Annotated in this window: 10 protein-coding genes; 3 read left to right on the top strand and 7 right to left on the bottom strand. The window is 27.2% G+C overall.

What is annotated here, in order from left to right; genetic code table 11:
* Positions 1 to 11: 11 nt before the first annotated feature.
* The 4 genes from WJW32_RS14285 to WJW32_RS14270 form a co-directional block, all read right to left on the bottom strand.
* On the bottom strand, positions 12 to 554 hold the full coding sequence (locus WJW32_RS14285; RefSeq protein ID WP_340259541.1) for a 4Fe-4S dicluster domain-containing protein: 543 nt from the start codon (positions 552 to 554) through the stop codon (positions 12 to 14).
* Between the two features lie 21 nt (positions 555 to 575).
* Positions 576 to 2,714 carry a formate dehydrogenase subunit alpha gene (gene fdhF / locus WJW32_RS14280; RefSeq protein WP_340259540.1) on the bottom strand — a complete coding sequence of 713 codons (2,139 nt, stop codon included), beginning with the start codon at positions 2,712 to 2,714 and terminating at the stop codon, positions 576 to 578.
* Positions 2,715 to 2,777: 63 nt separating this feature from the next.
* Positions 2,778 to 3,368 (bottom strand): molybdenum cofactor guanylyltransferase, encoded by a 591-nt coding sequence (gene mobA / locus WJW32_RS14275; RefSeq protein ID WP_340259538.1) that lies wholly within the window; start codon positions 3,366 to 3,368, stop codon positions 2,778 to 2,780.
* Positions 3,369 to 3,377: 9 nt separating this feature from the next.
* Positions 3,378 to 3,869, bottom strand: a complete 492-nt coding sequence (locus WJW32_RS14270; protein ID WP_340259537.1) for a MogA/MoaB family molybdenum cofactor biosynthesis protein — start codon at positions 3,867 to 3,869, stop codon at positions 3,378 to 3,380.
* A 217-nt stretch (positions 3,870 to 4,086) separates the two neighbouring features.
* Here WJW32_RS14270 and WJW32_RS14265 point away from each other — a divergent pair, with 217 nt between their 5' ends.
* Together WJW32_RS14265 and WJW32_RS14260 are read left to right on the top strand one after the other, a co-directional pair.
* Positions 4,087 to 6,057: a methyl-accepting chemotaxis protein gene (locus WJW32_RS14265; RefSeq protein WP_340259536.1), complete on the top strand. Its 1,971-nt coding sequence runs from the start codon at positions 4,087 to 4,089 to the stop codon at positions 6,055 to 6,057.
* A gap of 175 nt (positions 6,058 to 6,232) precedes the next feature.
* Positions 6,233 to 6,703, top strand: a complete 471-nt coding sequence (locus tag WJW32_RS14260) for a MerR family transcriptional regulator (protein WP_340259535.1) — start codon at positions 6,233 to 6,235, stop codon at positions 6,701 to 6,703.
* 170 nt (positions 6,704 to 6,873) lie between these two features.
* Here the strand turns inward: WJW32_RS14260 and WJW32_RS14255 are convergent, their stop codons facing one another.
* From WJW32_RS14255 to WJW32_RS14245, 3 genes are all read right to left on the bottom strand, one after another.
* Entirely contained in the window at positions 6,874 to 7,743 is an 870-nt protein-coding gene (locus WJW32_RS14255) for a hypothetical protein (RefSeq protein WP_340259534.1), read from the bottom strand.
* Positions 7,740 to 10,238 carry a DUF2339 domain-containing protein gene (locus WJW32_RS14250; protein ID WP_340259533.1) on the bottom strand — a complete coding sequence of 833 codons (2,499 nt, stop codon included), beginning with the start codon at positions 10,236 to 10,238 and terminating at the stop codon, positions 7,740 to 7,742. The genes WJW32_RS14255 and WJW32_RS14250 overlap by 4 nt, the downstream gene beginning before the upstream one ends.
* Before the next feature lie 202 nt (positions 10,239 to 10,440).
* Positions 10,441 to 12,537, bottom strand: coding sequence for a methyl-accepting chemotaxis protein (locus WJW32_RS14245; protein ID WP_340259531.1), 2,097 nt, complete (start codon positions 12,535 to 12,537; stop codon positions 10,441 to 10,443).
* A 232-nt stretch (positions 12,538 to 12,769) separates the two neighbouring features.
* Here WJW32_RS14245 and WJW32_RS14240 point away from each other — a divergent pair, with 232 nt between their 5' ends.
* A complete protein-coding gene (locus tag WJW32_RS14240) occupies positions 12,770 to 14,197 on the top strand; it encodes a copper amine oxidase N-terminal domain-containing protein (RefSeq protein WP_340259530.1) in 1,428 nt (475 codons plus the stop codon).
* The last annotated feature ends 140 nt before the right edge of the window (positions 14,198 to 14,337 follow it).

The raw sequence follows: 14,337 nt of genomic DNA, 5'->3' as shown, positions 1-14,337 counted from the left end.
ATCCCCCCCAATTAAAGATTCATAAGTCCTAGTGCTGCTTTTATATTTTTATTCTTTTTATCTTCTTTTATATTTACAAGCTTTAATGCATTCTCAGGACATGCTTCTATACACGCCTTAGTCTCTCTTCCCTTACATAAATCACATTTATATGCTATCATTTTCTCTTCTTCAAGCCCTAATTGAATTACTTTCTCTTCATTTTTATAATGTGGTAGTAATTCTATGGCACCTATTGGGCATGCCATAAGACACGTCTTGCATCCTATGCAATTTTCATCTACATAAATAGTATTATCCTCTTTTTTTATAGCTTTGTTTGGACATGCATTTGCACAAGGCGCATCTTCACAGTGTCTACACTGTATAGGCGCACAAAATTTTTCATTTTTTACAAGATATAGTCTAGGAATAACTGGAGTAGTCATTGTTCCCACTGTGTATCCTATATTGTTTTCTTCATTGTGTACACTAGAGCAAGCCACTTCACAAGATTTGCATCCTATGCATTTATTTGGATCTGCTATAACAAAAGTATTACAACTCTCCTTCATTTCCCCCACAACCTTTCATACTTAAATTTTCACAACCCTCATATTCTTTCTTATTCTAGCGTATTCATCTTTTATATACTGTTCAGCTTTTTCTTGGTCATGTATTTTTTCAACCTTTACAGCACAGTACTTAAATTCAGGAGTTTTCGAAATAGGATCTAAGCTATCTATTGTAAGTTCGTTACAAGATCCAATCCACCACTGATAAGTCATGAAAGTAGAACCTTTTTTCACTCTATCAGTAACACTAGCTCTAGTTATAACACTCCCCCTTCTTGAGCTTACTCTTACTAATTCTTCATCCTCTATATTTAATTTTTCACTATCATCAATACTAATTTGAATGTATCCTGGCTCATCTGCAAGTTCTTTTAATGCTCTACAGTTACCAGACATAGTTCTAGCAGAATAATGTCCAACCTCTCTAACAGTTGAAAGACTAAGTGGATATTCTTCATCTGGAAGTTCCTTAGGTGCTCTCCACTCGCTTGCAAATAAATTACCTTTTCCGCTAGGAGTTGAGAATTTATCTCCTTTATATAAATACTTAGTTCCTTTATGTTTCTCAGTTGGACAAGGCCACTGAACTTCACCTTGCTTTTCCATCTTTTCATAACTTGCACCAGCAAAACTTGGACATAAGCTTCTCATCTCATCCCATATTTCCTTTGTATTATTGTACTCCATAGGATAGCCCATGCTAGTTGCTATATCAGAAATTATCTGCCAGTCAGGCTTAACATCTCCTTTAGGTTCTATTGCTTTATTAAACTTTTGGAATCCTCTATCAGCACAAGTATATACCCCTTCATGTTCTCCCCAAGAAGTCGCAGGAAGTATAACATCTGCGTGAAGAGCAGTCTTATTCATGAATATATCTTGAACTATAACAAAATCTATTTTATCAAGTGCTTCTCTAACCTCAGAAGAATTAGGATCACTTTGAACTGGGTCTTCTCCAAATATATAATATGCTTTAATTTTATCTTCTTTTAAAGCTAGATGAGGTACTTCTGTTAAAGAATATCCATTTTTATTAGAAAGCTTAACACCCCAAGCATTTTCAAATTTTTCTCTAACATTATCATCAGTTACCTTTTGATATCCAGGATATACGTTTGGAAGAACTCCCATATCACAAGCTCCTTGAACATTGTTTTGACCACGAACAGGTCCTATACCAACATTTTCACGTCCAAAATTTCCTGTTAAAAGAGCTAGTGATGCAAGTCCTTTAACAACATCAACAGCTTGTGAGAATTGACACACTCCCATACCATAAAGTATCATACTATCCTTTGCCTTAGCATATTCCCTCATAGCTTTTCTTATATCATTTGCCTTGACCCCTGTTATTTTTTCAGCGTATTCTGGAGTGTATTTCTCAACTAAAGCCTTGTAATCTTCAAATCCATCTACATGATTTTTTACATAATCTTTATCATAAAGATTTTCATTTATTAAAACATTTCCAAACGCATTAACTAAAGCCATGTTAGTTCCACCCTTTATAGGAAGCCACATATCTGCAATTCTCGCCGATTCAGTAATTCTAGGATCTGTAACTATTATCTTTGCTCCATTTTCCTTAGCTTTTACTATTCTTCTTGCAACAATAGGATGTGAATCTGCTCCATTGTATCCAAATATAAATAATAAACTTGCATTTTCTATCTCATTTATTGAGTTAGTCATTGCACCACTACCTAAACTGTAAGCCAGACCGGCTACTGATGGAGCATGTCAGATTCGAGCGCAGTGATCTATATTATTAGTACCTATAACTGCCCTCATAAACTTTTGCATTATATAATTTGCTTCATTTCCAGGTCCTCTTGCACAACCTGTACCCATTATAGAATCTGGACCATAATCTTTTTTTATTTGAGTAAGTCTTGTTGCTACATAATCAATTGCCTCATTCCACTCAACTTCCTCTAATTCCCCATTTCTTCTAATCATAGGTTTTTTAATCCTAGCTGTAAGATACTGAGGATCCCTTAAGAAGTCCCAACCATAATGACCTTTAAGACATAAATTACCTTCATTAGTTCTTCCATTTGCAGGTTCAGCCCTTACTATTTCCCCATCTTTAACTATAAGATACAGTTTGCATCCTGCCCCACAATAAGGACATACAGTTAATATTTTCTCCTCCATACAATATCCCCCTTATAAATTTTATTATATTAGTTTAAAAAGAGCCTATAAGATATTTTTAACTTATAGGCTCAAATTGTTGTCGGTTATTAAATCTTCTTGTGTATTCAAATTTTTAAACATGTCCCAATTTAAACTAAATTCTCTTGCTTTATCTTCATTAATATACATAGTATTTATATTATTTATAAATGAAAATAAAGACCTTCTATCATTATAAAGATATTCCTCGACCTTATTCATTATTCTCTTATTATAAAAAGAGTTTAGTGGTTCTATGTGATCTTGAGATTTTGTTACACATGCATCAACATCTTTTATCATTCTTTTCATATAAGCTATATAATCTAAATTAACAATAGGCATATCACAAGCTATAAAATATACATATTCACTAGAAGCTTCTTTTAGACCTATATGTATTCCCCCTAAGGGCCCTTTGTCTTTAATTTCATCGCTAACTATCTTAACTTTATAATCTTTATAAAACTCTTTTTTATTAGTTACTATTATTATTTCTTCAAATTCTGTCTTTAATTTATCTATTAATGTATCTATTAATCTTACTCCATCTATTTTCAAAAATTGCTTATCAAATTTCATCCTAGAGCTTTTGCCCCCTGCTAGTATTACTGCACTCTTAAATTTATTCATATTGTTCACCTATTTTCTAGCACATTCTCCTGTTTTTCCTTTAAGAATTTCAAGTCCATGATGAATACTATCTATAATATACTCAAGAGATTCCTTAACAGCCTTAGGACTTCCAGGTAAATTTATTATAAGAGTCTCATTTCTTATTCCACTAACCCCTCTTGATAACATAGCTCTTTTAGTTATTGAAAGACTATAATATCTCATAGCTTCAGATATTCCAGGAGCTAATCTATCTACAGCCTTACGTGTAGCCTCTGGAGTAACATCTCTTTCACTAAATCCAGTTCCACCAGTTGTAAGAATCAAGTCAATATTAAGATCATCACTCATATGTACCATTTCATTAAAAAGAGCATCTTCTTTATCTGGAAGAATAACATACTTCTTAACTGCATATCCATTTTTAGTAACTATCTCTTCTATTAACTTTCCACTCTCGTCTTCCCTTTCTCCTATATATCCCTTATCACTTGCCGTAATTATACCTACATTGAACACTTAAAATCACTCCTTAATACATTTGTTTCCATAACATTACCACAACTATACTTAATTGGATATATATAACTTCGATAAAAATATATCAAATTCCTTTTTAATTATTGTTTTTTTTAATTGTAAATCTATGAAATTAAAGTTTTTATCGTATTTTGTCGAAATATAGTATATATATAATATATATAGTATTTATATCCTATACTAAGGAGGTATTATTTTGAAACAATCTATAAAACTTAAACTTTTTGCTATTATTGGGATTCTAATTTTATTAGCCTGTTCAGGATTATCTTTACTAGCAATAAACAAAGTTAACCATGTAAGAAACGCAAATATTAAAAAAAATCAAGATTTATTAATTAATAGTATTGATGGTTTCATATCGAAAGAGCTTGAAAACACCAAAATATCTGTTCTAAATATTGCTAATGATAGAGAAATACAATATTTATTTCAGCAAAGAGATAGAGAAAATTTATTAAAAGAATTAGAAAATATCTATTCTCCAATAAAAAATGAAGTTGCACAATTTCAATTTCATCTACCTAATTCAGATTCATTTTTAAGACTTCATAAGCCTGAAAAATATGGAGATAGCTTAAAAAGCTTTCGTGAAACTGTAAATAAAGCAAATTCTGAAAAATCTATTATAATGGGGCTTGAAAAAGGAAAAGCAGGTTATGGTCTTAGAGTTGTTGCACCTGTTTTTTATAATGAACAACATATTGGTTCTGTAGAATTTGGTAAAAATTTCGGACTAAAATTTTTAAATTCTTTAAAGGAGAGCTTTAATGGAGATTATCTTTTATACGATATATCAGATACCCCAAATTTATTAGCAAGTACTATCACAAATTTCAAACAGGATGAAATACAAAAGAATATACAAACTTTAAAAAAAGGAGAAACTGTTCATTATTTCGTAGATAATAAAAATAAAAGTGTTTTATTAATCCCTATAGCTGATTTCAAAGGAGATTACAATGCATGTATACAAGTTGTTGAAGATTTTTCTTTAGCTAAAAAAGAACAGCAAGATTTCTTAAGAAATATGATTTTATTAACTATAATTATTACTTTAATATTAGAATTAATAACTTATGTATTTTTAAATAAAAGTTTATCGCCTATAATAGATTTAGTTGATTTAACAAAAGTAATATCAACAGGTGATTTCACTAAAGAGATACAGATCAAAACAAATGATGAGATAGGATCACTTTCTGAAAGTTTTAATTCTATGATAAAAAATATACGTATTTTGATAACTCAAGTTCAAGATAGTATGAATGGATTGTCTAAAACTGCTCAAGGAATAGATGATACATCTAGTCAAATAGGTTTATCTTCTAATGAAGTTGCTAAAGCAATTGAATCTGTAGCACAAGGAGCCACTAATCAGACCTTCCAAGCAGAAAATATAGTAGATAAAACTAATTTACTATCTGAAGCTGTAGATAAAATTAACAATCAATCTAATATAATTTTAAATGCATCTAAAAATATGGATAACGTCTCCATACAAGGACTAAATAACATATTAAATTTAAAGGAAGAATTTATAAAAAATAAAGGAACAAACAGTCTCGTAACAAAAAATATTAATGATTTAACAGAGAAATCAAAATCTATTTCTTATATACTTGAAGCTATTTCTAATATTTCTAATGAAACGAATTTACTAGCTTTAAATGCAGCTATTGAAGCAGCAAGAGCTGGTGAAGCTGGCAAAGGGTTCGCTATAGTAGCTGATGAGATAAGAAAACTTGCTTATCAAAGCAATAATTCAGCAGAAAAAATAAAAGAAATAATAGAAGAAATTAGCCATTTAATAGAAACAACAGCTTTAACAATGCAAGACAATCAAAAGATTATGTTAAGTCTAGAAAACTCTATGTTTGAATCTGAGAACTCATTCAAACAATTAAAAGACCATGTAAACTGCGTAAATAATGAAATTATTCATATACAAGATGATATAAATGTTGTTAATACTTCTAAAGAAAATGTAAAGGATTCTATTTCTGAAATATCTTCTTTAATTCAAAATTCAGCAGCAGTAGCAGAGGAAGTTAGTGCTTCAACAGAAGAACAAACTGCTTCAATAGATGAATTAGTATCATCTATTTCTAATTTAAATACAATAGTAACTGATTTACAAAAGCTAATTGAACAATTCAAAATCTAGATTAAATATAGCCCAAATTATAACGAAATATGTATATTTCGATATAGTTTGGGCTATTATAATACTCCTATTACTCCACTACTTAACCCAATAGAAAATTGAAATTTTAATAAACTTATCCTTGACCTTAACCCAAGGCTAAGGTTTATACTCTTAATTGTAAGGGGGAATAGTAATGGATAAACATTATACAATAAAAGAAATATCTAATCTTTTAAACATATCAAGTAATAAAATAAGATTTTATGAAGAGAAAGGATTAATACATCCAATTAGAAACGACAATAACTATAGGCTTTATACTAAAGAAGATTTAGCTAAACTACAGTTAATTTTGACATATAGAAATTTAAACATATCTATAGAAAACATCCAAAGTTTAATGAAAAACTGTTCTAAAGATAACATGATAAATCATTTTTATAATCAAATAAAAATAATTGATGATGAAATGCAAAAAATGAGAATAATAAAAACATCGCTAGAAGATATAATGGACTCTATATACGAATCAGATAAAAACAATTATACAGATTATATAATAGCATCTGTTAAAAAACTCAATCGTATTAATAACATAAAACACAATTGGAGTGATAAATGGAATTTCGACGATTGGTCTAAATCATATGATAATTTTGTATAAAACTTGAATTGCAGCGTTTGAATATCCGTTAAGAAAGTTCGTTGTTTGACCCTAGGGAGTTTAGAACTTTTAGGATATTCAATACGATGGAATTCTTAGTTTTATTAAAATATTTACCACATTAGCGGTATTTTAATGCCATTTGTTTTGGATTAAGCACATGATTTTGCTTATTTTATGTCCCTTGTTTTTTTCATTATTATTGTTACAAGAATTAATGAAGTTAATATAACAACTATATTTAATATTAATTTATAGTTTATTTGTTTATTTTCTTTCTTATTTTTTATATTTGTTTCAATCAAATTTGATAAAGTACATACTTCTTGATCTTCTTTTTCTATATAATTTTTATAGCTCTGTATATCATAAGAAGGCATTTTAGCATATTCTCTTTTAAATAAAACTTTATATCTTTTGCTATCATCTTTTTTAAATACTACTTTGTCTACATAATAATTAATTTCTATATTATCTATATTAATAGGTCTATCATCTTCATTATGTATAACTATTTTAATACTATCTGGTTTTATATGATAATTTGAAAAATAATCTAATATTATATTATTCTTTTGTTCTTTATAATTTTCAAGATTTATTCTATAAATATGTCCAGAATCAACTTTATGAAATTCTTCATATTTACCATTTTTATAATAAACATCGTAATTTCTTTTAAAATCATCCTGACTAATAACTTTAATATCATATATATTTAGATTATCTTTATTATTTATTGATATAACTGTATCATCATTCTCTAGATTAATATTAAAATCTGCCTGCTTTGTTTTTTTAGAGTATTTATTAAAAATATAATATGGAACAAATTCATTTTTCTCATTAACAATTCTAATATCTGACAAGTCAGATTTTACATATCTATAAATTTCTTCATCTAAAAAAAATGATTTGTATTCATTATCATAGTTGTAGTTAATTTCTTTTGAAAATCTATAATCATCAGTATTTTCATTTGCAAAAATATTTATACAAAAAAACAATATGATTATTGGTATTACTAAGATTTTCTTCACTCATTTTCATCTCCCGCCTCTATGCTTCTTTTAAGATTTTGATACACATATGATATTCCTATTAATACTATACCAAAACAGAAATATGCAACTATTTTTCCTCCTGTATTTAAAAAAGCTAAATCAAATATGAATAGTTTTCCAGTTGAAAATATAGATAATCCAAGTCCAAATCTTCTTATAATAGCAAATTTGTTTTTAAATCCATAAGTTATGTAGACAAAAGACATAACAATAAAAAATATACTGATTATGAGATTTATATTATTTAAATTAAATTGATTTATAAGTAATCCTGTAGTTGATCCTAATATATATACAGCTAAAGTCATAGGATATACTTCCAAGCTTAATCCTTTTTTCTTTATTAGTTTTAAAATTAAATCCTTTATGCTAAAGAATACAAATATATTGTAAGTTACTAAAATCAAAATAGGTAATGCTTTATAACTACCATCTAAAGATGGACTAATATTAAAAAAGTTCATTCCAAACCCTAATATATTTACAATAATATATAGACCAGTAGATATGTTATCAACTATATTATCTTTAATTACTTTTATTTTAGTTATTCCATAAGCGAAAATAGCAGTAATTAAAGCTTCAGAAATTAAGAAATAAAAAATATCATAATAATATGATTTGATGTATTTATCATAAATAATTGAATCCATTCTTAATAAATATACCCAGCTACTTATAATTACAAAATACTTATAATAAGTTAGTAGTTTACCTTTATTGGTATATTTGAATAACTCTTCTTTATTTAATTTTACTGCATAAAGGCTGAATATATATATTGTACTTAAAGTAATTAAAGTATATTTTAAAGTGAAATACTCAACAAACCAAGGGGTAAAAAAGTCTTCTACAATAAATAATCCTACACTCAGACCTAATACAACCCATCCTCCAATCTCCATTTTTTCTATATCATTTTTAACTGAATAGAAAATTATTAAAATCGATTCTATAAGCCATCCAAGTGTAGCCCATTCGATACCAAACTGTAAAGGTATCATTAGAATACTAAATGTCATGGCAGTAATATAAAACATCATTTGCGTCTCTTTTTCTTGTGAAGCACTTCTCTTAATAAACTCACCTAATCCCAGATATATTAGTGCATATACAAATGCAAGTATTCCCTCATACGAATGGTATCCTCCAATCTCAAATAACTGATAAACAGTTAAACAGTTGATTACTGTATTTAATCCTAGTAAAATAAAATCTACTTTTTTAAGATTGATTTTTTCCCTAATCGGATATATAAGCGTTATAGATAAATACATTATAAATGTCAACATCGAATAAATCACACTAATGACTTTACTTGGTGATTCAAAAGCCAAGTATGTAAAACAAGGAATATTAAGTAAAAAACTTAGATAATTTATATAAATCCATCGTCTTTCTAAAGATAATTTTAAAACTAATAAATTCAAAACAAATAAATATCCCATAGCTATATATATTTGACTACCTGCTATTCCTTCTATAAATACATAAGTAAAAAATGGTAAATATCCACCTACAAGTGATATTCCGCATATTGTCATAGATTTATATCTTTTTGACAGTAATAATGATGCCATTGTTACTAAAATAGATAGACCTATACTTACTGGCATACTAAGTATGTTTAAAATAAAATAACTACTAAAAACTGAAAAATATAATGTCCCTATTCCTCCACCACTTAACCCAAGAGCAAATAAGTTTTTTTCTTTTCTATTTAGCCATTCTCCTGCACCTAAAAGTACTCCCCCCAACAAAAAGCTAGAAATACCCTTCATATATTCATTAAACCATGTTGCATAAGTATATCTGGTAGCAGTAGCAATTCCAAATAAAAGTAAAATTATACCCGCTTTATTTATCCAGTTAAGTCCTATCTTAACTTCTATATCATTATACTTTTTCTTTTTCTCAATAACTTCATCACTAATTCCTTCACTTTTTAATTCATTATACTCTCTTTTTATTTCACCAATAATATCTTCTTTTTCTGCTTTAAGTTTTTCTTTTTTTATTTTAATTTTTTGATTTAAATCTCCTTCTAATTTTTGTATATTAGAAAAGATATCTTCTTTTTCTATTCCTAATTCTATTTTAGCAATAGTTTTTATTTTACTAAGTTTATCTTTTGCAGAACTTTCTAATGCTTCTAATTTATTAATTCTTTTATTTATTTCATTATTAAAATACATATCTATCTTTTTCTTAGATGCATTTAAGATAGATATTTTTTCATTGATAATTTGCTCTTTAAATGAAATTTTCAAATTCATATTTTCATTTAATAAGTTTCTCTTCTCTTCCTTTAATTTTTTGATATCTTTTATATAACTCTCCATTTCTTTTTTAAGTTCAATATTTTCACTTAATGCATTATCCATATTTAAATCTTTTATAATATCTTCATATTGAGTTATAATATCCTTTTGATTTTGTAAAAGATCATTAACCCTATTTTTAATTTCCATAACGCCCTCCACTTTATATTCAAATACTAAATTTACTTATATTTTATCATATATTCCATTTTTTTACTTTAGTCATATTGATCTAGTTGAGAGTTCTTAAAACAGATGGAAAAATAATTATTAGAGATTTGATGTTTGAAAATAAATGTCTAAAAATAACCTAGATTTCATTATATGAAATCTAGGTTACCATATCTATTTTCTATAAATTAAATTTCGAAACAATACCTTTAAGTTCTTTTGAACTTTTTAAATTATCTTCTGTAGCTTCATTAATATCCACTAGATCTGTAACTATTCCCGATGTTTTATCAGAAATATCTTCTACTCCATCAGCCCCATCATTCATTATTACTGTAACATCATTAATAGATAAAGCTATATTTTCAATAGAACCTTTTAATTTATCTGATGTACTAGCAAAATCTATCATAATACGATTAAAGTAGTTTGCATCTTTTGTATACTTTTCTGATAATTCTATTAATTTTCTATAATCATTTCTAACATCTTCTTCTACAAATTCAAGTATCTTTTGTGAACTTTGTACTAGATTTGATACTGAAGAATTTACTATTTTTATTGTATTTTGAATGTCTGAAATAGTATTAGAGGATTGATCTGCAAGTTTTCTTATTTCATCAGCAACTACAGCAAATCCTTTACCATTTTCTCCTGCTCTGGCTGCTTCTATAGAAGCATTAAGTGCCAATAAATTTGTTTGCTCGGCTATTTGTAAAATATTATCTGCAAGAAAATTTATTTTTTCTACATCTTTTGCATTTTCTATAGAAATATCTAATTCTTTTTTTACATAATGATATATATCATCAGCTTTTTTAGCTGAAGAATTTGCACCTTCTTTTAATTTATTTGCTCTTTCTCTTACTTCATTTGATATTTTTTCACCATCTTGTGATTTAGATGATATTAAATATACTTCCTTTTCAATTTCTATAGTATATTCATTTATCTGATTAGATGAGGCTGCTGTTTGCTGCATACCTGACAATAATTCTTCAGTTGTAGCTGAAGTTTTACTAGCATTATTATTTAACTTATTAGTAAGCATTTCTACATTAAGTGCATTTTCTTCTATACTTTGTGATGCTTTTGTAAGTTCATTTACAACTTCTCTTAATTTTTCTCTAAGTTTAAATACTGATCTAACCATTATTCCCGTTTCATCTTTATATTTAAGTAAGTAATCATAATTTTCGTCATTACCTAATTCAAAATCAGAAATTTCATTTATAAAATCTGTTAATTTTTCTATTGGTTTTCCTATTAACTTTCCTAAAAATAGCCCTATGATCACAGTTATAATACTTACTATAATAATTATTATACTTAGTATATTTTTTAAATTTTTAATTGGGTTTAATACTTCGTCTTTAGGAACTGTTAAAGCTAGTATCCATCCATTTTGTAAACGAGAATATCCCATTAATTTATCTTTTTCCTGTGACTTATATTCTTTAATACCTGAATTTTTTTTATCCATATCTTCTGCTATATAATTTAGATTCCCATTTTCTATAGTCTTTAAGTTGATTTTTGATTTTTCTTCATCTTTTTTTATTAAATTTTTGTCCACCAATATATCATATTCACTATTTAATAAGCTAGCATATCCACTATTATATACCTTAATATCATTTACTGCTTTTTTTAATCCATTAATGGTTATATCAATTCCTAAACCACCAACTAATATCCCATCTTTATATATAGGTACTGTATAAGAGAGCATATATTCATTTATATCCGGATCAATATATGGATTTGACCATACTCCTTTTTTACTTTCGATAGCTTGTCTATAATCATACATTTCGTCATCATATTCAGTTTCATCACTATCCCATGATTCTTGAAGTGTACACTGACCATTTTCTTGTGTTTTTGTATACCAAACCCCATATCCACTTCCTACCAATTTAGGATTTAATGCAAAATATACCCCATGTATTAAATCTGAAGTTTCTCCAAATTTCTCAATTATAGAATCTGTAATTTTTTTATGATAATCTATATAATTATCGGGATCATTTTTTAATTTTTCTAAATCAATAGTTGAAGTTATATTTATTGATAAAGCATCTACTGAAGATTGAATTGATTGAAATGAATTACTAAATTCATTTGCATAACTTTGTGACATGTATAATAATTTATCTTCAGCTTCTTGTTTTATATATTTAGAAGATTGAAATATACTTACACTTCCTAATAATAATGATGCAATAAGAGAACAAAATATTATAGTAATAGTTATTTTAAATCCAATTTTTCTCATTTAAATTCCTCCAAATTATTATTTTTTATATTGTATATAATATGCTTTCAATGTTATATTGATATTTTTTATAAAATATAGCCTCATATTTATTGGAAGTAACAGTTCATTATTCATATATTTTACATTTACTTATAAATTTAATTATAGCATATAAATGAAGCCGTCATATTATTTACTTTTAATGTATTATCTGATAAAATGTTACCAATTACATTAAAGGAGGTTTATTATGAAAAAAAGAATTAGTATACTTTTATCTTTTCTTATGATATTCAGTTTAACTTTAACAGGTTTTGCTGAAACTAACGAAATAAAAGTTCAATTAAACGGAGAAATTGTATCTTTTGATGTGGCTCCTCAAGTTATAAATGGAACTACTTTTCTTCCTGCAAGAAGTATAGTAGAAAAGCTTGGTGGAACTATTGAGTATGTAGCAGATACTAAAACTGTTACAGTTAAAAAAGATGGAACTACTGTCACTCTTCAAGTTGATAACAAATCAGCTAAAGTTGAAAAAAACGGAGAAGTAAAAGAAATAACATTAAATGAATCACCAAAAATTATAAACGGGGTAACTTTAGTCCCTGTTAGATTCTTATCAGAGGCACTTGATACAAAAGTTGGTTGGGATGAATTCAAAAGAACTGTAGTTGTAATAGATTATAATAAAATAGTTAAATCTTTAGATGAAACTTTAAAATCTGAAACACCAGCTTTTTACGAATTTTTAAACACTGGATATAAGCAACCTAATGCATTAAATTCAAAATGTAACTTCAGCATAGATTTCAAATCAACTCCAAACACACAATCTATTGATAAATATTCATTATTAACAATGATGGGTGCATTTGAAGGAGGCTTTGATGTTGTAGCTACATCTTCAATGAATAATGAAAGCATGTTAGTAGACATGAATATAAAGGCTAAAGGAAATGTAAAAGAATTCTTAAACAACGAAGCCTTCGGACTTAAGGGACTTGACGATATAAATGCAAAATTATTATTCAACGAAAAATCTATGTACATACAATCAGATGTATTTAACAAAGTTGAAGATTTAAAAAGTTTAAATGTAGGTAACAAGTGGGTGAAATTTGATTTATCTGAAGAAGATATGGTATCTTTTAAGCAGATGATGGAAATGATGAAATCTGATGATACTAAACCTATCGATGCTATTTATGAATCAATAAAAAACCCTACTACTGATTTAACTGTTGATACTTATGAAAGCACTACTATGATTGCTGAAATACTTCCAATGCTTTTAAATGATGATAATTTCAAACTATCTAAATCAGGAAACACTAAAACATATACTATAAAAATAGATTCAGATGATTTTATGAAGTTAATAACAGATATGTCTTCAAAGTACTCAGATAAAGATTTAACTAAAGACCCTGATTTTTTAAAGTTAAAGGATTCTCTTAAATTCAATTATGACGTGAAAATAGATGTAAAAGATGATTATGTTACAGGTGAAACAGCTGATATGAAGGTTGATTTTGACTCTAAAGATGAAGGAAAGTTCAACTTAGGATTTAAATTAAACTCAAGTGCAAGTGATATAAATAGTGATTCTATTAAAATAGATGTCCCTGCTGACTCTGAAACAATAGATTCTAAAGTCCTTGAAAATATGGGTTTATAAAAAAAATAACCTAGATTTCGTACAAACGAAATCTAGGTTATTTTTTTAGGGTCTGTGGGTTATTAAAAACTATCTATACAAATACCGCGAATACAACGATATTTTGAATATAACTAAGATTTTATCTTATTAATATTCCT

It is taken from the genome of Tepidibacter sp. Z1-5 (genome assembly GCF_037844525.1).
Taxonomy (GTDB): Bacteria; Bacillota; Clostridia; order Peptostreptococcales; family Peptostreptococcaceae; genus Tepidibacter_A.
This window is presented reverse-complemented; position numbering and strand designations above follow the sequence as displayed.